Genomic DNA, 20,101 nt, shown 5'->3' on the forward strand with positions numbered 1-20,101 from the left:
CGCTGATATATATAGATATTTATTGGGCTCTGGATGTGACATGTAAAAAAAATCGACGAGCGTATAAAAAAAGGCCTGAGACGCTAATGCCTCAGGCCTTTTGTGTATTCGAACCCGACAGGGCTTGTCGAGGTTCTTTACATGGCTTTTTTAACAGCCTCTAGATGCTCTTCAATCTCGGCATTACCTGGTGCGAGATCCAGTGCTTTTTCTATCACTGCTTTCGCTTCTGTCTGTTGACCAGACAGGTGCAGGATCCAGCCATAGGTGTCCAATACAGCAGGGCTGTTCGGTGCGAGCTCGCTTGCTTGTTTCGCCAGATTGAGTGCACGCTTGGGGTTTTCTTCGCGAAGCGTCCAGGCAAGGTTGTTGAGAGCAGTTACGCTGTTCGGTTGTTTGGCTATCACCTGTTCATAGTGACTTACAGCAGCCGTCTCCTGACCATTGGTCAATAGCCAGTCGGCTCTTGCCATGTGTGCGGCAAGGCTTTGTGGTGCTTCCTGTACCCAGTTTCGGGTTAAGCCATCCATTGAGTCTGGTGCGCTCGCTTGGGCAAGCACAATGAGGGAGGGCATCAGGCTTGGATTTTTGGTGGCCTGCCATCTTTCTGAAAGATAGGCGTACGCACCTTCAGGGCCCTTTTGTTGTTGCAAGAGCCTGGTACGCGACAGGATGGTTGCGGGTAGTTCGCCGTGAATTTTTTCGACGCCATCCAGAGCACTAAAGGCATCGTCTAGTTTGCCTTCCATCTGTGCGATGCCTGCGGGCAAGAGTGCAAAACCGATGTTTTCCGGCTCAAGGGCTATGGCTTCGGCAGCTTTTGCCCGGGCTTTTGTCCAGTCCTTTTTGTCGGCTGCAGCCTTTGCTTCGGCCAGTAGCAGTTGGCCGTGGGCGCGTTTTACAGTTATGGAATCGCTGTCTTTCCATTGCGACAGCGTGGCTCTGGCGGATGCCAGTTCGCCTTGGGTGATGGCGATCAGTGCGGTGAGTGTGTCTGTGTTCTGTTTAAGCTCAGGGTGCGCTTTGGCGACATCGGCTAACCAGCTTTTCGCCTCGGGTACTGTGTGGTCTTGCATGTAGATCTGGCCGGCTTGCTGCAGCGGGCGGATGGCGTCTGGCGTGATGGTGGCAGCATCTACCAGTAAATCAACGGCATCACTGCGTTTGCCGGTTTGGGCATAGAGGCTTGCAAGTGCAACTTTTGGAGCCTGTAGCTCGGGGCTTTCTTTTGTTAGCTTTTTGAGGCGTGCTATTGCTGCATCGGGGTTTCCAAGCCGTGCGTCGGCAAGGCTTGCCAGCAGAATTGCCCGGGGTTGGTCTCCATAGCCGTTAAGCAGTGAGTCGCGGATTTCTGCGGCTTCCTGCTGTTCACCCTGCTGGATCAATACGTTCAGGTAGGTGCTGGTAGTAGACCAATCTGAGGGGTCGGAGGTGAATGCCATGCGCAATTGGCCAAGGGCCTGCTCGGGTTGGTCGTTTTGCAGGTAATGCCTTGCGAGGGCCAACCGCAACCTTACGCGCCCGGGCTCGTTTCCAACAGCTTTACTGAGGCTTGCGATACCAGCGTTCTCGTGGCCGGGCAGGCTGAGAGCAAGAATACCGTGCATGGCCAGCAGCTCGTTATCATTCGGGCGAGCCTCTATGGCACGGGTTAAGGTTGCAAGTGCATCTTCTCTATCGCCGGTATCAATCTGGGCCATGGTGGCCGCCCGTATGAATTGTACGGGGGTTGTTTCCGGGTCGAGGTTTTCTTTAAGTAGCTGGGCGCCTTCATCAAGATCGCCGGTGCCAGCGGATATGGCACCTAACATCAGGGCGACCTGCTCATTTTCAGGATCAAGCTTCAGGGTATCGCGAAGTATGGCTTTGGCTTCCTCAAAATTGCCTTCTTTGAGGGCAGCAACAGCGGCTTCGGCTTGTTCACGTGCGCCAGTGTTGATGTTTTCTGCCAGTATCCGGTTATAAATCTGGGCTTCGGTTATCTTGCCTTGCTCGGTAAGCACTCGAGACAGGGTGGTGAGTACATTGCGCCGAATGGGCAGGAAAATATCGGATGTGGGCAGCTCGCCAACCGCATCTGTGAGTGTCGCAGCGGCCAGATCAAGTTGATTCAGCCGGTACTGGGCCTGGCCTTTCCAGTAAAGAACTTCTGGGGCCGCCTGGTTTTTTGCAAGCCAGTTGTCGGCACTTTCTACTGCTTGCTCGTTTTTGCCGAGATTGATCTGGGCTTGCAGAACACCGGTGATCGCCGGGATGTTAGAGCCATTGCTTGTGGCCAAGCTGGAGTACAGGGCAAGGGCTTCGGCTACTTCGCCGGATCTGCGCAAAGCTTCTGCCCGAATCAGTGAGGCTTCAAGTTGGTCATCTGGAGAGCTTGGGGTTTGCAGTGCCAGCGTTTCGGTTGCTGAAAGGTGCTTACCCTGTTCTACATAGGCGCGGGCCAAAGTCAGGGCCACGGCGTTTGGTTGTTCTTTCACCCAGGGAGCCAGGAGTTCTGCGGCTTCTTTGGAGGCGCCCAGCTCTAAATACATATCCGCCAGGCGAACGATGTGCTCAACATTGTTCGGGTCTTTCTGGATGGCATTTTTGATTTCCAGCAGGGCCGAGCGGTATTGTCCCTGGTCAGAATATGTCTCTGCACGTGTAATGTGAGAGAGCGCCTCCGAGGTATCTGGACCGCTGTTGCAGCCGGATAATAGCAGCGGTGCTGCAAGCATAAGGCTGCTCACCAGAACCAGCCCGGGAAGTGTTTTCTTTTTTGTATGCCTTGTGATCATGTAAAACTGCTCCTTGAGCTGTGCGCTGCCATCGTGTGCCGGAGGGTTGCTTATACTTCCGGAGCCACTGCCGATGTGTCGATTTTATATTTGTCGGTGAGGTTGTACAGGGTAGGGCGTGTAATGCCCAAAAGCCGGGAGGCCTGAGTCATATTGAAGCCGCTGGTCTGAAGCGCCTGCATTATTGCTTTGCTTTCGGCCTGCTCCCGTACCTGGCGCAGGTTCAGGTGGCTTACTGCAGGCTCATCGCACCCTGGCAGTTCCAGGTCTTCGGCGGTTATTCGCTTGCCATCCGCCATGATGGTGGCTCGCTTCACTTTGTTGATCATTTCCCGAACGTTGCCTGGCCAGGAGTAGCTGTTAATGGCGTTTACGGCGTCGTCTGAAAAGGTAAGGTTTTGTCTGTCCATTTGCTTGCCAAGGGACTTCAGCAATGATTGGGCGATAACCAGTGCGTCACCGTCTCGCTCCCTTACAGCGGGAACGTCGAGGGTTATTTCGCTGATCCGGTAATATAGATCCTCACGGAAATCACCTTTCTCAATAAGCTGGGAAAGCTTTTGGTGTGTGGCGCACACTACTCTTACGTCTACGGGAATGGGTTTAACAGAACCCACCCTGTCTACAACACGCTCTTGCAGGAAGCGCAGCAGCTTGGATTGAAGCGACATAGGCATGTCGCCGATCTCATCGAGAAAGAGAGTGCCGCCGTTGGCGCTTTCGATCTTGCCTTTTTTGGCTTGCGTAGCTCCAGTGAAGGCGCCTTTTTCGAAGCCGAACAGCTCGCTTTCCAGAAGGTTTTCTGGAATGGCGGCACAGTTAATGGCGGCAAAGGCATTGCCTGCACGAGGGCTGAGGTCGTGCAGTGCGCGGGCAAGAACTTCTTTGCCTGTACCTGTTTCACCGATGATGAGGGTGGTTACATCTGTAGGTGCAACTTTCTCCAGCGTGCGGCATACGGCCATCATTTGCGGGCTGGCTGCGATGATACCTTTGATGCTGGTACCGTTGTTTTGCTGAGAAAGATCCTGATTTTCCCGCTCCAGCTCGGCCAGGCGAAACGCGCGGTTAACTACAAAGGTGAGGATGTCGGCTTCCAAAGGCTTCTGGTAGAAGTCGGATGCGCCCATGCCGATTGCTTTGACGGCATTTTCCTTGTCCTCCCGACCGGTTACGACAATGACCTTGGTTAAAGGCGCAAGCCGCAGAATTTCCTCCAGCAGGGCAAAGCCTTCCGTTGCGCCGCCTGGATCTGGCGGCAGGCCAAGGTCCAGCGTTACCACGTGGGGTTCTTCGCGCCGCAGCGCGGTGAGGGCAGCTTCCCTGTCTGAGGCGACAGTCACTTCCAAGTCGTCGCTGAAACACCAGCGCATCTGGCTTTGCAGGCCCGGATCGTCTTCTACAATCAGTAGTCGTCTAGTCACAACAGCAACAAGTCCTTTGTTTTAATGTTCCAATATATCTGATTCTCAACTGAACATTGACACTTTGCAATGATCGATTCATCTGTTGTGCTTGCTCGCCATTTAATTGACAAACTCCGGCGGGCTCGGCAGGTCGATAATCGGCTGTTTATTCGTCTGATTTCCGTGTTCCGAGCGTTCTGCCAGGGGTATTCGCACTGAAAAACATGACCCTACGCCAGGTTCGCTGGTGGCATCTATTGTTCCGCCCAGCTTTTGTATGTATTCCCGGGCCTGGTAGGCGCCAATTCCCATGCCGGTTAGCCCTTTGGTACTTTCAAAGGCTTTGAACAGCCGATCATTAATAAAGTCATCACTCATTCCACAGCCGGTGTCTTGAATAAACAGCACAACATTGCCTTTGGCAATCTTTAGCGACAGGCTGACCTCGCCATCGGGGGGAGTGGCATCCTGGGCGTTTTGTATCAGGTGGCCGAGTACGCTTTTTAGCTGTTCGGGGTCGGCTTTCACGAGTATGTGCGGTTGACCACCGTCGAGTTTCGGTGCCGGTTGTTGCCTGCTGTAGTGATCAACGAGTTCGCTTACGAGTTCTGTCAGGTCCAGCTTTATGCACTTTTCCATGTCATCTGCTGCAGGTTTGCGAATGTGGGCTAGCAGGTTGGACATTTTTCGAACCGCATGGTCTGTGGTGTTGATCATGTCTTCAATAAATGCAGGGTTGTTTTTGTGTTTCTGCGCGTTGTTTACCAGTAGTGTCAGTTGCGCAACGACTGTTTTGAGGTCGTGCACCATGAAGGCAGATGCTTTGCTGACGGCTTCAAATTGCATGGCGCGGGATAGCCGGTTCTGTGCGTCAGCCTGTGCCAACAGGTTACAGGTTTGCCGGGCAACCACCTTAATAAGGTCGAAGTTCTCCCAGTTCAGGTCGACACGGGCGTAGGGTTGGCCAATCATTGCTATACCGTAGAGTTCATTGCTCAGGTACAGGGGGATAATCAGCCAGGCATCCGGGGTTTTGGCAATGGCATCGGGAATCTCCAGCAGGTCGTAGCTCACCGGGTCGGCTCTGTATTCGTCTAGATTGACTATCCATTCTTTTTCATTGAATAAGCGCACCAGTTCGGCATCTTCATCTATAACTGTGTATCTGGGTGTGGCGAGATTGGCAGATTCTCTCAGGGTGTAGGCCCCTTGATCGCTTTTGAGCCAGATGGCGCCTGCGTTGCTCTCCACCAGCCCCGCCAGAATGCGGATTACTCGTTGTGTGAGGGGCGGTTCATCGGTCAGGTATGCCAGCTCTTTGGTGAGTTTTAGCCATTCATCCCGGTAATCGTATTTGTAGTCGAAGAAGTTCTGGCTGATCAGAACCATGAGTTTTGCTCGTATCCGGCGAGAGAGTACCAGGGTTGCCAGAAACACCAGAGCAACCGCAGACAGGAGTACCTGTAAGGCTTCGCCCCAATCGCCACCAAGAATTCGAACGTAATATCCACTCACAGAGAGGAGTAGCAGGTAAGCGCCGGCTATGATGAGCGTGCTGGCATGAAATACTGCTGAACGGGACAGTTGGAAATCAATAGGTTGTTTGCGAGTGTTGACTACGTTTATTGCAAACAGAGGGACCAGTGCTGCGTTAACGAAGCCCCGTGCGTTCCAGAATGAATCTGCAATTGAGCCAAACAGCAATGCGTCGGCGTACATCAGGAAATCAAAAATAAATATGGTAGCAGTGCCTATGCACAGATATTTCATGCTGGACCGGCCGAGCGCGGGTGCATTGCGCCAGATCTGTTCTACCAGAGAGAGCCCGAGAAGTGACAGGGCAATCTGGCCGATGAGTTTGGTTTTGCCGTCCACCAAGGCGATGCCGAATATGAATTCAAGACTACCAATGACGAGTAGTGTGATGAGCAGAATGCTTGTCGCGCCACCAAGGAACTTTTTTAGTTGCCCGCTAAGCCGCCCATGGCGAAAGGTGTCTCGCAGCATTGCAAACAGAAGGAGAATCCAGGAGGTGTCGCGGAGCAATTCCAAAAGGTAGCGAATAAAAAAGCCGGGATGGCCCCATAGGCTTTGGGTAACGAGGGTTGAAGCCCACAGGGTGGTAACCAGGGCAGCAAGGAAAAGAGCCCGATCTATGTCGCGACGCAGGTAACGAGTGCCTACAAGCACTGAAAGTATTGCAAATACCACAGCCGCTGCGCCGTGACTTATCACGCTCAAATCTGGAAGCATGCAATCTACCTATTCCATGGATAGGTGTAGTTTGAGGTTGCCGGCGGTTCTGTGCAACTCCCATGAGTTATTACTGAACATGCAAGCAGGTTGTATATGTCGGTAAATTTTACATGACAACTGACTGTTAGGCAGTTTCCCGTGTCGGGCTCTTTCTATGTGTATGAAAAATAGTCAATTGCGTATTGCTGGTGTGACTATTGCTGTTTTGGGGATGGTACAAACCGAACAGGATGCAAAAGGATCGCGCTATGAATACAAAAATGAAACTCCTTGCTATTGCTTCGCTATCTGGTGCCATGTTTGCCGGGAATGTCGCTGCTGGCCCAACTATTGATTTGGATTATCAGGGGGCCACCCACGGCTTCAACAGTGGAAATCTGTCGAACACAGCTACAAGCAGTAATTACAACAACTACAATGCTGGCATGTTCAATTTCACTACAAGTAACGCTGTTGGAACTTCGCCAATTGCCTGGACTGGCGCTCTCGACGCATTCTGCATTGACCTTGATGTGGTTCTGGATGAGAGCAACAGAACGTATGAGCTGAAAACGGCGGATAGCTATTTCAACAACGCAAATTTGGTGTCATCCATTAGCAAGCTTTACACCGGATACCAAAGCAGCGTAGCTGGTGTAGGTTCATCTGCTGCTTTCCAGCTTGCTTTGTGGGAAGTTATCTATGAGACAGGCGGTTCTTATGGCCTTCAGAGCGGTAACTTCCAGGCTGATACCGGTTTTAGTGGCTCCCGCACACTCGCTGATGGGTGGCTAGCTGGATTGGCTGGCCAATCTGAGGATTACGTTATGTATGTTCTGGACGCCGTCACTGTTCCAGGCGGTGCAGACTCTCAGGACCTTTTAGTGTTCACGCCCAAGCCTCCGGTAAGTGTGCCTGAGCCAGGTACTCTTGCGCTTCTGGGTCTGGGCCTGGCCGGACTGGCAGCCCGGCGTAAAAAAGCCTGACACTCGTCAGTTAATGCAAAAAGCCACCGTAATTCGGTGGCTTTTTGCATTCTGCTTCATCTCTACAAAGGCTTTTTGTTGTCCCTGTAAAACCGGAATATTTCCTTAAGTGACCGTTTCGGTGTAAAGCCATACTCATTCTCAAAGGCTCTGCCATCAATTACCACCGGATACTTGAAGAAATCCATCAAGTACGCAGGAAAGCGCTTTAGCCCGATGGTGCGCAGTATCAATCGTGGCAGTGCGGGTGGCACGGAGGGTATTGGAACTCGTGTGCAACCGCAGAGTTCCAGTGCTCGTTGGTAGGCTACCCAATCGTTTGGTGCCACGTTGAAAATTCCCCGTGTTGGCTTTTGGCTGGCGAGCACTATGGCGTCTGCCATGTCATCTATGTGTATAAATTGCATCATCGGGGAAAAGCCGGCCATTACAGGCGCCAGAGGGCTGGCGAGTAGTTTGGCTATTGTGTTGCGAACGCTGGGGCCCACTATGTTGCATGGGCGCAGGACGCTGATGTTCAGCTCCGGGTAGCGCCACAAATAGATGCTTGCAAGGTTCTCCAGCTCTACTGAATCAATTAGATCGGCACTCAGGCCAGCACTCTTGAGAGGTGCCGATTCGTCGATCAGGGCCGGGTTGTAGGCCATGGCGCCGTATACATGGTAGGTGGAAAGCACGACAACTCGGCGAATACCGTACTTGTGGCTGAGGTCCAACAATTTTTGCGTGCCTAGCACGTTGGCGTTGTAGCGACGCATGCGGGAGAGTTGGCTGGATCGGATTCGGCCCATGTGTATCACGGTGTCGAACTGATAGCGGCGAAACAGGTCTTCGAAGGTGCGCTTGTTAAAATCGATGCAGTAGCTGGGGATCTGGTCGCCAAGTTCTACCCGTACGCGAGCGTCTACTGCCACAAGGTTGCAGGTTTCTCGCAGGCGCTGAATCACTTGTTGCGCGAGCGCGCCTGCGGCGCCTGTGATCAGAATGCTGGGCTTGGGTTGCTTGTTTTTGTGAGCGGGCATCAGAACAACCTTTTTCTTTCTGTCAGGCCTTTTTCAATGAGGCGGTTTATTTCCGTCTTTACTTGATCAACCCGTTCATCTATCTCTGCGTCTGAAAAGTCTCCCCCCTTAAAGTACATTGGCGGGCCGAAGTTAAGGTGAACCTTGGCGGGGAAGACAATCGGCAGTGCAAGCGGGACGTAGGGCACGCTGAGTGCTTTTGCCAAGGGTTTGATGTTGGCGATGGAGGGGACGGTTTCTTCACACCCCACTATGCCAACAGGCACGACAGCCGCATTGTATTTCATGGCCAGATGCATGAATCCGGCGCCAAAACGCTGGAGTTTGTAACGGTCCCGGTAGAGCTTGCCGGAACCACGCACACCCTCCGGAAACACTATTATTGCTTCGTTGTTGGCCAGCATTCTGGCGCAATTCACCGGATCTCCCAGCACAGCGCCTACTTCATTCAACAGATTGCCGAGCCAGGGTACCGTGGGGAAGAAGCGTTCGATCATTGCGCGGGGAATGCGGGGGTTTTTCTTGCGGGAGGCCAGGGCATAACCAACAAGTATGCCGTCAATCGGGAGTTGGCCGCTGTGGTTCCCTATAATCAGGACGGGCCCTTCCGCCGGAATGTGGTCAACACCATGGGCCTCGGTGCGAAAGTATTTCTCATAAATCGGCTTAACCAGCGAGAACCCGAATTTGACGGCCTCGTTATTATAACCCCAGGGGTCGTAGCCCAGTGTGCCTATGGGTTTTCGGATGTGGTTGATTTGTTCATCCAGTTCCGATGAGACCAGCAGGGATTTCACAAAGGATACCAAGCTCATGTGCACTCCCTATATAGAGCCATGCTGTAGCCGCTATCTGCTGCCACTGATTGTTGTCAGTTTTAGCCACGCCCGATGAGAACACCAAGAGTGTGGCTCTGACCACTATTAAGCACTCTATAATCGCTGGCTGCATTGGCAGTTTCGACACATAGCATTGTCTGCCAGGCAGTGTCCGGGAAATCGCTTAGTTTTAGGGCTTTCTCCGGCCCCGGGTTCCATACCACGGTGGAGTCACTACCAATGGCTGTAAGTTTGCGGCTTGTAGCGGGTGTCACTACCGTGAGAGGGTCGCCATTTTCGTAAATTCGGTCGGTTTCCCCATCAAAATAGACAGGGCCGTCCTGGGTGCAGTATTCCCAGTTTTTCAAGGTATCTATGTAGTGGGCAAACCCTAAGCCCAGAATCCTTGTACCTTTGATATCACTTGTTGGTAGATAGGTGTGTAATGCCTGGCTGAAGGCGAGGGGCTCGCTACCGAGGTTTGTAGTGGTGAGGGCTAGTTGGCAACCGCGTACCGAAAAATTGAAGGTGAGCAGGGCCAAGGCATGGCCATGCCAGACATTGTCAAAATCCTGGTTGGCGTCAAGCGACAGGGATATTTCCACTTCATGGGCGCTTTCGCATACATCTTCAAGCTTCCACACAGCGGTGCGGCCAAGCCCATGTGGGCCTTGGGTTTTGATACGTTTTTGCACCTCGGGCGCATTGCGGGCGGGGTCGCCGAACCATGGCCAGCAGATGGGAATGCCGCCGCGAATTGCTCGGCCCGGTTCGAATCGAGCGGTTGGGCTCATCCATAGCCAGTCTTCATCGCTCTTGGGAATAAACCGGGTGAGATGCGCACCCTGCAGAAACAGCGTGGCTTCGAACAGGGGGTGGTGAATTTCCAGTGCTTCCAGTTGCCCGATTGTATTCCAGCGGATAAAGGACCATTGGCCCGGAGAAAGGGATAAAGGCGGTTTGCTGCTTTCAGGCATAGGGCTCTGTTCCGTACTTAAGTGCATCTGCTTGCTTCAAGAGTAAGTCAAAACCGTGTTTTGGGCGACTCCTGTCATACAATAGCTATCGGCACTATTTAATAGCAATTCGACGGTGTTGGGGATTTGCCGTTGTAGTCCGCAAACCCTTTTGTTAAGATTCGCGCCGCTTTCAGAGAGTTTGTTCTGAAACGCCGATATGGTGGCTCCATTGGTGCCTCCGCAACATGAAACCGCGAACCCGGTCAGGCCCGGAAGGGAGCAGCCGCAGCGGTGGAATTGTGTGCCGGAGTGTCGCTGGTGGGGCCACCCCCAGTTTTGCCTTGGTTTTTCTGTCGAAATCCCCCTCAAGCTTTCATTCCCGCACCCTTATAACTTCTTATAAATCCGTGTCCATGCTAAAGTTGCAGGCGTTTTTCTCAGCATTTGGCGGATCATGAGCTATCAGGTACTTGCCCGTAAATGGCGCCCTCGCACCTTTGAAGATATGGTGGGCCAGGAACACGTTCTCCAGGCGTTAATTCACGCATTGGAAAACCAGCGCCTGCACCATGCTTATCTGTTTACCGGCACTCGAGGCGTTGGTAAGACTACCATTGGGCGTTTGCTCGCTCGCTGCCTTAACTGCGAAACCGGGATAACACCTCGCCCTTGCGGTACCTGCTCCAGTTGTGTGGAGATTCAGGAGGGCCGGTTTGTTGACCTGATTGAAATTGATGCCGCATCCCGCACCGGCGTGGACGATATGCGGGAGCTGACGGATAACGTTCAGTACGCGCCCAGCCGCGGGCGCTATAAGGTGTACCTCATCGACGAGGTGCACATGCTTACCAATCAGTCGTTTAATGCGTTTCTCAAAACCCTTGAGGAACCGCCTGAGCATGTCAAGTTCCTGTTGGCGACCACCGATCCTCAAAAGTTGCCCGTAACGGTTCTCTCGCGTTGCTTGCAATTTAATTTGAAGCGCATGACACCGGAACATATTGCCGGGCATCTCACAAACGTTCTTACGGCCGAGCAGATACCCTTTGAAGAGCCTGCACTTTGGCTGTTGGCCCGTGCAGCTGACGGCAGTATGCGGGATGCGTTGAGCCTTACGGACCAAGCCATTGCATTCGGTAACCAGAAGCTTTCTGCCAGCGATGTCAGCAGCATGCTGGGGACCATTGACCAGCGGGATATCGAGCGGATTGTAAATGCGCTGGTAGAGCGGGACGGCCCGGCCTTGCTGGCGGAAATCAACCGCATCTCGGACTTTGCCCCGGATTACAGCATTATACTCGCGGATCTTCTGTCGCTGTTCCATCGGGTAACCATGGAGCAAGTGGTTCCGGGAAGTGCCGATAACGCGCTGGGCGATGCCGCGCAAGTGCAATCCCTGGCCCGCAAGCTCAGTGCAGAAGACGCTCAGCTGTTTTATCAGGCTGCGCTGATCGGCCGAAAAGACCTGGCAATTACTCCTGATGCCCGCATGGGTTTCGAGATGACATTGCTCCGTATGCTGGCCTTCCGTCCTGGCTCTGATCGCCGCGCGCCACCGGCTGCGAGCAATGCGGGCTCTGCAGTTGAAGGGGAGTCCAGGGATGAACCTGAGCCTGCCGCTGCTGCACCCGCACCCGCACCAAAGGCAATCGAGCAGCCAGTGCCTGAACCTGAACCGGCGCCAGCGCCCGATCAGGAAGTTGAGCCACAGGGCTACACCGATGCACCTGCCGACGATGCCTGGCTAGCCAGCCTTGATGCTCAAGCGGAATCTCAGGCAGATTATCCTGAGCCTGAGCCTGAGCCTGAGCCTGAGCCTGAGCCTGAGCCTGAGCCTGAGCCTGAGCTGGCGCGCGAAACAGAAGTTGCGCCACAGGCTGAGATGGCTAGGCCACCAGTTCCAGCAGAGACCTCGACAACGCCTATTGAAGACATGCCAGCGCCAATGGCAGAGGGGGAGTTTGTCTGGGAGCGGGATTTTCGCAGCCTCGGCATTGTCGGGATGCCTGGCAATCTGGCCAGCAATGGCGCTATGTCACGCAGTGGTAACACCATCACGCTGCTGATTGATGATGGCCACGCCAGATTACTGAATGACAGGCACGAAGAAAAAATTCTGGCAGCCTTGAGAAATCACTTTGGCGACGCTATTCAATTGAAGATAGAGCAGGGTGACCCAGGCCCGAACACGCCAGCGGCTTTTGAAGAGCGCCAGCGAGTTCTGCGCCAGAGCGCTGCCGTAGAATCCATTCGTAACGACCCGCTGGTGCAGTCCATTGTGGAGCGGTTTGAGGCGCGGGTTGTTGAAGATAGTATCAGGCCAGTAGCAGCAGACGACCGGCCAATAGAAACAAGCAGGAGATAAACCATGCTGAATGATATGGGTGGCCTGATGAAAAAGGCCCAGAAGATGCAAGAACAAATGCAAAAGGCTCAGGAGGAGGCAGCCAAAGCTGAAATTACCGGCGAATCTGGCGCTGGCCTGGTAAAAGTAACCATGAATGGCCGCCACGATGTTCGCAAGGTGGAAATCGACCCCTCCCTGATGTCGGAAGAAAAGGACATTCTGGAAGACCTGCTGGCCGCGGCTGTTAACGATGCCGTGCGTCGGGTAGAAGCCAACCAGAAAGATGCAATGTCTGGCATGATGTCTGGAATGGGTATGCCCCCCGGCTTCAAAATGCCGTTTTAAAGACTCTATTCTGATCTGCAGTTTGAGGATGTTTCATGGCGTTCAGCCCGCTGGTTGATGAACTTGTCGAATCCCTTAGGTGTTTGCCCGGCGTTGGCCAGAAAACCGCCCAGCGCATGGCCTTCCACTTGCTTGAGCGTGCGCGCTCCGGTGGTACCCGGTTATCTGATGCTTTGAGCAACGCTATGGAGAAGGTTCGCCGCTGCGAAAGTTGCCAGAACTTTTCGGATACTGAAGTGTGCGGGATTTGTGAAAACCCGGTTCGTAGCAATGGCACACTCTGCGTGGTAGAAAGCCCATCGGATTTATTAGCCATTGAGCAGGCGGGGGATTACAAGGGCAGCTACTTTGTTCTTATGGGGCATTTGTCTCCCATAGACGGTGTCGGCCCTGATGAAATCGGCATTGAGCGCCTTTTGCGCCGGGTACGCTCCGAAGGCGTTACCGAGCTCATTCTTGCCACTAACCCTACGGTGGAGGGTGAAGCCACTGCCCACTACATCTCTGATCGACTTGATGGTTCCAATATCCTCATCACGCGCCTTGCCCATGGTATACCGGTAGGTGGTGAGCTTGGTTACGTTGACGGTTTTACTCTCACACATGCGTTTCGCGGCAGAAAACCCCTGCTGGACTGATTCCGCACTGGCGCCTGTATGGCGCTTTTTGACTGGCCTTTTTTATGACACTTCCTGAATCCGCTATTGCCGTTCCTCCGGCACCTGAAACCATCACCTGGATTGCAAAACCGGAGGAGTTAAATGAATGGCTGGACAGTGCACCGGGGCTACCCCTTGTTCTGGACACTGAATTTGAGCGGGTAAGTACCTTTTATCCCATTCCCGGGCTGGTTCAACTTGGTCTTGGAGACAGTTTTTGTCTGGTAGATCCGGATGTGGCAGAGCGGTCCACCCGTTTCCGGGAAATTCTGGCTGAACCTTCGGTGACCAAGCTACTCTACGCGATGAGTGAAGATCTTGAGCTCTTTCGTGATTGGCTGGGGATTAACCCAAAGGGTGTCGTGGACCTGCAAATTGGGGCGGCAATGGCTGGCGCCGGCTTTTCACTGGGTTATGCGCGGTTGGTTGAAACATTGTTTGGCGAAGCGCTGGATAAATCTGTTACCCGGTCTGATTGGGTCTCTCGCCCCTTGAGCGAGGCCCAGCAGCGCTATGCCATTGAGGATATACGCTTTCTGGCACCTATGTACGAGTGGGTTAGCGCACATCTGAGGGAGCGGGGCCTGGAGGCGGCGTTGGTGGAAGAATCTGCCCGCTTTGCAGAGGAACTCGCCGGGCAAGACGACCCGCACCATCATTATCTGCGTTTGCGAGGAGGCTGGGCTCTCACAGCCGAACAACAGTTTGTGCTGAAGGAATTGGTTATTTGGCGGGAACTGGAGAGCAGAGAGCGCAATCGCCCACGGGGTCGAGTGTTGGCAGACCCTCTGCTTATTGCAATTGCCGAGCGAATGCCCGGCAGCCTTAACGAGCTTTCGGATATCCAGGGTGTGCCCGGTGGCGTGGTTCGGCGCTATGGCGAAGCGTTGCTCAAGCTTGTTGACGAGGGGCGTGGTGCTGATACCACCGGGCTCGATCGTATAGCGCCGCCGCTAACCAGGGAGCAACAGGATTACTTTAAAGGCCTTAAGCGGTTTTTCAGGAAGGCGGCGGAAGCTGCTGATATTCCTATTGAATTGCTTGCGCCCAGGAAGCGGCTTGAGAAAGTTGTACAGGAAAGCAGCCTGGCTGGAAGCCCCTTTTTCCATGGCTGGCGCACAAGAATCCTTGCGCCGGTAATGAATGATATTGAGGATTACCTGCAATCATGAAAGATCGGGAGTTTGTGTCTGTTTTCCGGAGCAGCAAAAAAAGCGATACCTATATGTTTGTTCGTCGCGGGCAGAAGTGGGAAGAGTTGCCTGAGAGCTTGAGATCCATTTTTGGCGCGCCTGTGCATTCAATGGATCTGATCATGACACCCGAGCGCAAATTAGCCAGAACCAGTGGTGAGCAGGTACTTAAGGCTATCGAAGAAAAAGACTTTTTTTTGCAGATGCCTGAAGAACAGGATTCTTACGTTGTGGATTTCCGCACTAAGCCGGGAATGAAACATTCATGATTGCGCAAATCCCGTTCTGGCAACGCAAACGCCTGAATGAGATGACGCAGCAGGAATGGGAATCTCTGTGCGATGGCTGCGGAAAGTGCTGCCTGAACAAGCTTGAAGATGAAGATACGGGTGAGGTGTACCACACGGATCTTGTTTGCCGATTCATGGATGAAGATACCTGCCGGTGCACGGTTTACCCCGACCGGCTTGAAAAAGTACCAGGCTGTACAGTGCTGACACCGGACAGTGTAAGCGATTACCATTGGTTGCCCCATACCTGTGCTTACCGCACTTTGGCTGAGGGCAGGCCGCTTGCCGATTGGCATCCGCTACGTAGTGGGAGCCCGGATAGGGTACACGAAGCCGGTGTTTCCATACGCCACAAGGTAATCCGAGAGGATAAAGTGGCAGAAGAAAACTGGGAAGAACATATCATTCACTGGGTTCTGTAATGATCGATACTGACGCACAAACTGCTTACGCCGTCTTCTGGGCGGCTTATGTCATAGCATTCGCCGTGTTCTTTTACATGATGAAAAAGCTGTTCCGTTTTTTACCCTTGTACGGTTTGCGCACGCTGCTTCTAGCAGCTTTGGTTGCTGTGCTGCTGACGCCTGTAGAATCCCCGGAACTGGCCGGTTGGTGGATACCCGCGTGGCTTTTCGGTGGGTATGAGCTGATTCTCGGTGATGCAGATAACGCAGGCCGGGCTTGGCTTAACCTGGGTATCGGGGGGCTGGCAATGCTGCTTGTCTGGATTCTGGACTTGGTTCGCTATCGCTTATCCCGGCGCTGAGAAACCCCACTCATTCCTCCGAGAACAACAATGCCAAGATTCCTTTCGCTGATTTTGTTTACTGCTTTGTGGTTGCCTGCAGCTTTGTGGGGACAAGAGGCCACAAAGCTGACTCTGCCAGAAAGCCCGGATGTCCGGATTATTGTCGACATCTCAGGCTCCATGAAAGAGACCGACCCAAATAACCTGCGCCAACCTGCCGTAAGGTTGCTGGCCAGGATTATCCCTGAAGGCAGTACCGCCGGTGTGTGGACCTTTGGTCAGTATGTCAACATGCTCGTTCCCCATGGCGAAGTGGACGATACCTGGCGCCAGCTGGCAATTGATCGTACGCAACAAATAAACTCTGTAGCCTTGCGTACTAATCTTGGTAAGGCTATTGAAGTTGCCAGCGACGATTATGTAACGGGTGGCACCCTCCAAAATACCCACTTCATCTTACTGACAGACGGTAAAGTGGATATTTCAGACACTGCCGAAGTAAATCAGGCTGAAGAGAAACGTATCCTTGGGAAACTGCTGGACAGCCTTGTGGCGAAAGGTGCTACCTTTCATCCGGTTGGCCTGTCGAATCAGGCTGATGCGGCATTCCTGAAAACCCTTGCAGAGAAATCAAACGGCAGTTTCCGCATTGTAGAATCAGCTGAATCCCTTAATCTGGCTTTTCTTGACGCCCTGAATACAGCCGCCCCCCAAGAGCAGATACCGATTGAAGGTAATGCGTTTACCATCGATGCCGGGGTAAAAGAGTTCACCGCGCTGATCTTTCGTGGTGAAACGGCGTATTCGGAAGAGCGGGGTGAGAACGCGCCAGCTGTTCTGGAGTTGGTCAAGCCTGACGGTGAAACTCTTCTCTACTCTGCACAACCGGATAACGTACGTTGGGCCCGGGAAGCTGCATACGACTTGGTGACCATTACCGAACCGGACGCTGGTGAGTGGCGCGTAACCGGTGAACTGGGTGAGGGCAGTCGCGTTACCGTGGTCAGTGATCTGAGAATGGTGGTCAGCCCCATACCGGCAACCTTTACTGCCGAATCGCCTGTGGATATCCGGGTGGCATTCTTTGAAGAAGCAAAAAAATTAACCAATGCAGAATTTCTCAACGTATTGAGTGTAACGCTCAGCTTGACCTCTGAAGACGGCCGAAGCGGCAGAAAATCACTCTCAGCTGATCAGCCGCCTGCGGATGGTGAATACACGGATACCATCAGTAAGCTGCCGACCGAAGGCTTGTACCGCATAGATGTGGTTGCAGATGGCAAAACCTTCGCACGCAAATTTAGCGCTACAACTGAATTTATAGTGCCCACGGGAATGGTTGAATCCTCCATTGGGGCCCCGATAGATACAAGCATGGTTGAAGAGGTGGAAAATTTACCACCCGCGCCGGTGGCGGAACAGGCTGTCGAACCCGAGCCGGCTGTGGAGCCTGAGGTTGCTGCTGAGCCGTCAGCACAAACAGACCCAGAACCTTTGGCTGAAGCTGAGCCTGAGGATGAGTCAGGTGAACTGCCAGTGCCGTTATGGATGATCGGCGCGGGCGCCGGAGCTCTAGTGGTTCTCGCGCTGTTGATTTTCCTGCTGATGCGCAAGCGCCGCAGTGGATCGTCGGCTGATATGACAACCGATGAAGAAGCAGAAGGCTTGAATGAATTGCAACAGGAAATGGCCGATATCGAAGCAGAAACTCCGATAATAATGCCTGAGCCTGAGCCTGAGCCTGAGCCTGAGCCTGAGCCTGAGCCTGAGCCTGAGCCAGTGCTTGAGCCGGAGCCTGTGCTTGAGCCAGAGGAAGAGGATATACCGGTTGCGGATACGTTAGTGGAGCCCGAAGAGGCAATTCCCGAGTTGACGGAACCGGCAGACGACGATGATGACGAAGAGTTCGGTCTGGATGATTTTGACCTGTCCGAATTTGACGATTTACCCGATTACGAATTACCTGATGATCTGGACGAAAAGCCAGATGATGAACAGAAAAAGTAACTAACAGGAACTCTACGCATGAAGTTTACCGGTACCGAAAATTACGTAGCCACTGCTGACCTTCAAATGGCCGTAAACGCGGCTATTACGCTGCAACGCCCGCTGCTGATCAAAGGCGAGCCCGGCACCGGCAAAACCCTGCTGGCCGAAGAAATGGCCAGCTCGCTGGGCATGAAGTTGATTCCCTGGCATATCAAATCAACCACCAAGGCTCAGCAGGGCTTGTATGAATATGATGCGGTATCTCGTTTGCGGGATTCCCAGTTGGGTGATGAGAAGGTTAAAGACATCAGCAACTACATCGTCAAGGGTAAGCTTTGGGAGGCTTTCGAAGCTGACGAACAGGTCGTTCTGCTGATTGATGAGATCGATAAGGCAGATATCGAGTTCCCCAACGATCTATTGCTGGAACTCGATCGCATGGAGTTCTACGTATACGAAACCCAGCAGTTCGTAAGAGCAAAGAAGCGTCCTATCATCGTAATCACCAGCAACAACGAAAAAGAACTGCCCGACGCCTTCCTGCGCCGTTGTTTCTTCCATTACATCAGCTTCCCGGATCATGACACCATGAAGAGTATCGTGGATGTTCACTTCCCGGGTATTCAGCAGCAGGTAGTGAAAGACGCACTGGAAGTCTTCTTTGATGTGCGCAAGGTACCGGGCCTGAAGAAAAAGCCCTCCACCTCTGAATTGATTGACTGGCTTAAGCTACTGATGGCAGACGAATTGACCGCCAAGATGTTACAGGAAAAGGACAGCAGCTCAGCGCTACCACCTCTGTACGGTGCTCTGGTTAAGAACGAACAAGACGTACACCTGCTGCAAAAGTTAGCATTTATGGCCCGCCGTCGCGGCTGAAATTCGGCAAGAGTGCGGTTTTATGTTGATTGATTTCTTTCTCGAAGTGCGGCGGGCCAAGGTGCCTGCCAGCCTGCGTGAATTCCTCGATCTGCTGGAGGCGTTACAACAGCGCCTGGCATTTGCGGATATGGAAGAGTTCTATTACCTCGCGCGTTTGTGCCTTGTGAAAGACGAGCGCCACTTCGACAAGTTTGATCTGGCCTTCAAATCCTATTTTGAAGGCATCGAGCATCTTGATCAGATGCTGGAAGCGCTGATTCCCGATGATTGGTTGCGTGCCGAGTTCGAGAAAAACCTGACAGAAGAGGAAAAGGCCAAGATTGATTCTCTGGGTGGCCTCGAAGAGCTGATTGAAACCTTCAAAAAACGCATGGAAGAGCAAAAAGAGCGCCATGCGGGCGGTAACAAGTGGATTGGTACCGGTGGTACATCACCCTTTGGTGCCGATGGATACAACCCTGAAGGTTTCCGTATTGGTCAGAAAAAAGGCCGTCACGGCCGTGCAGTCAAAGTTTGGGAAAAACGCGAATTCAAGGATCTGGACGACAGTGTCACCCTTGGTATCCGTAACATCAAGGTAGCGCTCAGACGCCTACGCAAGTTCGCCCGCCAAGGCGCAGCAGATAAGCTTGATCTGGACGATACCATTCGGTCAACGGCCAGAAACGCGGGGTATCTGGATCTGAAAATGGTTCCGGAGCGCCATAATGCGGTAAAGGTGCTGATATTTTTCGATGTGGGTGGTTCCATGGACCCCCACGTTCGGGTGTGTGAGGAGCTGTTCTCCGCTGCGCGCATGGAGTTCAAGCACATGGAGTATTTCTACTTTCACAACTTCGTTTATGAAAGTTTGTGGAAGAGCAATATACGGCGCATGAACGAGACAACCAGCACCTGGGACATCCTTCATAAGTATTCGCCAGACTACAAGGTTATCTTCGTGGGCGATGCCACCATGGCACCCTATGAAATTTCCCATGCTGGCGGTTCGATTGAGCACTGGAACGAAGAGGCTGGTGCGACCTGGTTTCAGCGCATCAGTGAGCATTTCCGCAAGGTGGTGTGGATCAACCCGTTACCCGAAGGCTATTGGGGAACCGGCGGTTCTCTGGGAATGACCAGGCAATTGGTAAATAACCATATGTATCCGCTCACTGTGGAGGGGCTGGAGTCAGCCATGAAGCATTTGAGCAAATAAAAAAGCCGATGCGGTTGAGACATCGGCAAAGCTCGGCATATCAAGCGGGGGCGTTAACAACGTATCCCCGCTTTTTATTAGCAGCAAATATAGGGCCAGAAATATAAATCTGAAAATATACAGATAGTTATCAATTGATTGAGCCCTTGCTTCGTTACGTTTCCCTCAATGGCCAAATGTCCTGTGTCAAATAACTCGACGCTTTCCACGCAAGCAATCCGATAGTTAGGCTGGGGCGCCGGGTTTC

At 52.9% G+C, this 20,101-nt stretch carries 17 protein-coding genes and 1 other RNA gene; 12 read left to right on the top strand and 6 right to left on the bottom strand.

The features are described 5' to 3' along the window. Positions 1 to 137 precede the first annotated feature (137 nt). From FFI61_RS05145 to prsK, 3 genes are all read right to left on the bottom strand, one after another. Positions 138 to 2,777: a tetratricopeptide repeat protein gene (locus FFI61_RS05145; protein ID WP_200369479.1), complete on the bottom strand. Its 2,640-nt coding sequence runs from the start codon at positions 2,775 to 2,777 to the stop codon at positions 138 to 140. A 50-nt stretch (positions 2,778 to 2,827) separates the two neighbouring features. Continuing rightward, positions 2,828 to 4,201: a PEP-CTERM-box response regulator transcription factor gene (gene prsR / locus FFI61_RS05150; RefSeq protein ID WP_200369480.1), complete on the bottom strand. Its 1,374-nt coding sequence runs from the start codon at positions 4,199 to 4,201 to the stop codon at positions 2,828 to 2,830. 102 nt (positions 4,202 to 4,303) lie between these two features. Continuing rightward, the gene (prsK, locus tag FFI61_RS05155; RefSeq protein WP_200369481.1) at positions 4,304 to 6,436 is read right to left on the bottom strand and encodes an XrtA/PEP-CTERM system histidine kinase PrsK; all 2,133 of its coding nucleotides are present in this window, start codon (positions 6,434 to 6,436) and stop codon (positions 4,304 to 4,306) included. A 251-nt stretch (positions 6,437 to 6,687) separates the two neighbouring features. Here prsK and FFI61_RS17750 point away from each other — a divergent pair, with 251 nt between their 5' ends. Next, on the top strand, positions 6,688 to 7,404 hold the full coding sequence (locus FFI61_RS17750; protein WP_227714601.1) for a PEP-CTERM sorting domain-containing protein: 717 nt from the start codon (positions 6,688 to 6,690) through the stop codon (positions 7,402 to 7,404). Between the two features lie 62 nt (positions 7,405 to 7,466). On the opposite strand, the gene FFI61_RS05165 is transcribed toward FFI61_RS17750, so the two are convergent. The 3 genes from FFI61_RS05165 to FFI61_RS05175 form a co-directional block, all read right to left on the bottom strand. Continuing rightward, on the bottom strand, positions 7,467 to 8,426 hold the full coding sequence (locus FFI61_RS05165; RefSeq protein ID WP_200369482.1) for an SDR family oxidoreductase: 960 nt from the start codon (positions 8,424 to 8,426) through the stop codon (positions 7,467 to 7,469). Beyond that, positions 8,426 to 9,241 (bottom strand): lysophospholipid acyltransferase family protein, encoded by an 816-nt coding sequence (locus FFI61_RS05170; protein WP_200369483.1) that lies wholly within the window; start codon positions 9,239 to 9,241, stop codon positions 8,426 to 8,428. The genes FFI61_RS05165 and FFI61_RS05170 overlap by 1 nt, the downstream gene beginning before the upstream one ends. Positions 9,242 to 9,303: 62 nt before the next feature. Then, the gene (locus FFI61_RS05175) at positions 9,304 to 10,221 is read right to left on the bottom strand and encodes a D-hexose-6-phosphate mutarotase (protein ID WP_200369484.1); all 918 of its coding nucleotides are present in this window, start codon (positions 10,219 to 10,221) and stop codon (positions 9,304 to 9,306) included. A gap of 209 nt (positions 10,222 to 10,430) precedes the next feature. On the opposite strand from FFI61_RS05175, the gene ffs reads away from it, so the two are divergent. From ffs to FFI61_RS05230, 11 genes are all read left to right on the top strand, one after another. Beyond that, positions 10,431 to 10,527: signal recognition particle sRNA small type (gene ffs, locus FFI61_RS05180), an RNA gene on the top strand. Between the two features lie 130 nt (positions 10,528 to 10,657). After that, positions 10,658 to 12,568, top strand: coding sequence for a DNA polymerase III subunit gamma/tau (dnaX, locus tag FFI61_RS05185; RefSeq protein ID WP_200369485.1), 1,911 nt, complete (start codon positions 10,658 to 10,660; stop codon positions 12,566 to 12,568). Between the two features lie 3 nt (positions 12,569 to 12,571). After that, complete coding sequence (locus FFI61_RS05190) at positions 12,572 to 12,895, top strand: YbaB/EbfC family nucleoid-associated protein (RefSeq protein WP_200200816.1); 324 nt, start codon at positions 12,572 to 12,574, stop codon at positions 12,893 to 12,895. A 35-nt stretch (positions 12,896 to 12,930) separates the two neighbouring features. Then, positions 12,931 to 13,533, top strand: a complete 603-nt coding sequence (gene recR, locus FFI61_RS05195) for a recombination mediator RecR (protein ID WP_200200815.1) — start codon at positions 12,931 to 12,933, stop codon at positions 13,531 to 13,533. Between the two features lie 44 nt (positions 13,534 to 13,577). Then, a complete protein-coding gene (locus FFI61_RS05200) occupies positions 13,578 to 14,726 on the top strand; it encodes a ribonuclease D (RefSeq protein WP_200369486.1) in 1,149 nt (382 codons plus the stop codon). After that, the gene (locus tag FFI61_RS05205; RefSeq protein WP_200369487.1) at positions 14,723 to 15,016 is read left to right on the top strand and encodes a YcgL domain-containing protein; all 294 of its coding nucleotides are present in this window, start codon (positions 14,723 to 14,725) and stop codon (positions 15,014 to 15,016) included. Before FFI61_RS05200 ends, FFI61_RS05205 begins: the two co-directional genes overlap by 4 nt. Next, positions 15,013 to 15,459, top strand: a complete 447-nt coding sequence (locus tag FFI61_RS05210) for a YcgN family cysteine cluster protein (RefSeq protein ID WP_200369488.1) — start codon at positions 15,013 to 15,015, stop codon at positions 15,457 to 15,459. Before FFI61_RS05205 ends, FFI61_RS05210 begins: the two co-directional genes overlap by 4 nt. After that, the gene (locus tag FFI61_RS05215) at positions 15,459 to 15,803 is read left to right on the top strand and encodes a hypothetical protein (protein WP_200200811.1); all 345 of its coding nucleotides are present in this window, start codon (positions 15,459 to 15,461) and stop codon (positions 15,801 to 15,803) included. The genes FFI61_RS05210 and FFI61_RS05215 overlap by 1 nt, the downstream gene beginning before the upstream one ends. A gap of 30 nt (positions 15,804 to 15,833) precedes the next feature. Beyond that, the gene (locus FFI61_RS05220) at positions 15,834 to 17,792 is read left to right on the top strand and encodes a VWA domain-containing protein (RefSeq protein ID WP_200369489.1); all 1,959 of its coding nucleotides are present in this window, start codon (positions 15,834 to 15,836) and stop codon (positions 17,790 to 17,792) included. 18 nt (positions 17,793 to 17,810) lie between these two features. After that, positions 17,811 to 18,653 (top strand): AAA family ATPase, encoded by an 843-nt coding sequence (locus FFI61_RS05225; protein ID WP_200369490.1) that lies wholly within the window; start codon positions 17,811 to 17,813, stop codon positions 18,651 to 18,653. Positions 18,654 to 18,675: 22 nt separating this feature from the next. Beyond that, positions 18,676 to 19,854 carry a vWA domain-containing protein gene (locus tag FFI61_RS05230; RefSeq protein WP_200200808.1) on the top strand — a complete coding sequence of 393 codons (1,179 nt, stop codon included), beginning with the start codon at positions 18,676 to 18,678 and terminating at the stop codon, positions 19,852 to 19,854. The last annotated feature ends 247 nt before the right edge of the window (positions 19,855 to 20,101 follow it).

The organism is Marinobacter sp. DY40_1A1 (genome assembly GCF_016597815.1).
GTDB classification, from domain to species: Bacteria; Pseudomonadota; Gammaproteobacteria; order Pseudomonadales; family Oleiphilaceae; genus Marinobacter; species Marinobacter xiaoshiensis.

Excerpts from the sequence above, each read along its gene's own strand:
- FFI61_RS05145 (WP_200369479.1), bottom strand. The coding sequence starts at position 2,777 with ATGATCACAAGGCATACAAAAAAGAAAACACTTCCCGGGCTGGTTCTG.
- prsK (WP_200369481.1), bottom strand. The coding sequence starts at position 6,436 with ATGCTTCCAGATTTGAGCGTGATAAGTCACGGCGCAGCGGCTGTGGTA.
- FFI61_RS17750 (WP_227714601.1), top strand. The coding sequence starts at position 6,688 with ATGAATACAAAAATGAAACTCCTTGCTATTGCTTCGCTATCTGGTGCC.
- FFI61_RS05165 (WP_200369482.1), bottom strand. The coding sequence starts at position 8,426 with ATGCCCGCTCACAAAAACAAGCAACCCAAGCCCAGCATTCTGATCACA.
- FFI61_RS05170 (WP_200369483.1), bottom strand. The coding sequence starts at position 9,241 with ATGAGCTTGGTATCCTTTGTGAAATCCCTGCTGGTCTCATCGGAACTG.
- FFI61_RS05175 (WP_200369484.1), bottom strand. The coding sequence starts at position 10,221 with ATGCCTGAAAGCAGCAAACCGCCTTTATCCCTTTCTCCGGGCCAATGG.
- dnaX (WP_200369485.1), top strand. The coding sequence starts at position 10,658 with ATGAGCTATCAGGTACTTGCCCGTAAATGGCGCCCTCGCACCTTTGAA.
- FFI61_RS05190 (WP_200200816.1), top strand. The coding sequence starts at position 12,572 with ATGCTGAATGATATGGGTGGCCTGATGAAAAAGGCCCAGAAGATGCAA.
- recR (WP_200200815.1), top strand. The coding sequence starts at position 12,931 with ATGGCGTTCAGCCCGCTGGTTGATGAACTTGTCGAATCCCTTAGGTGT.
- FFI61_RS05200 (WP_200369486.1), top strand. The coding sequence starts at position 13,578 with ATGACACTTCCTGAATCCGCTATTGCCGTTCCTCCGGCACCTGAAACC.
- FFI61_RS05205 (WP_200369487.1), top strand. The coding sequence starts at position 14,723 with ATGAAAGATCGGGAGTTTGTGTCTGTTTTCCGGAGCAGCAAAAAAAGC.
- FFI61_RS05210 (WP_200369488.1), top strand. The coding sequence starts at position 15,013 with ATGATTGCGCAAATCCCGTTCTGGCAACGCAAACGCCTGAATGAGATG.
- FFI61_RS05215 (WP_200200811.1), top strand. The coding sequence starts at position 15,459 with ATGATCGATACTGACGCACAAACTGCTTACGCCGTCTTCTGGGCGGCT.
- FFI61_RS05220 (WP_200369489.1), top strand. The coding sequence starts at position 15,834 with ATGCCAAGATTCCTTTCGCTGATTTTGTTTACTGCTTTGTGGTTGCCT.
- FFI61_RS05225 (WP_200369490.1), top strand. The coding sequence starts at position 17,811 with ATGAAGTTTACCGGTACCGAAAATTACGTAGCCACTGCTGACCTTCAA.
- FFI61_RS05230 (WP_200200808.1), top strand. The coding sequence starts at position 18,676 with ATGTTGATTGATTTCTTTCTCGAAGTGCGGCGGGCCAAGGTGCCTGCC.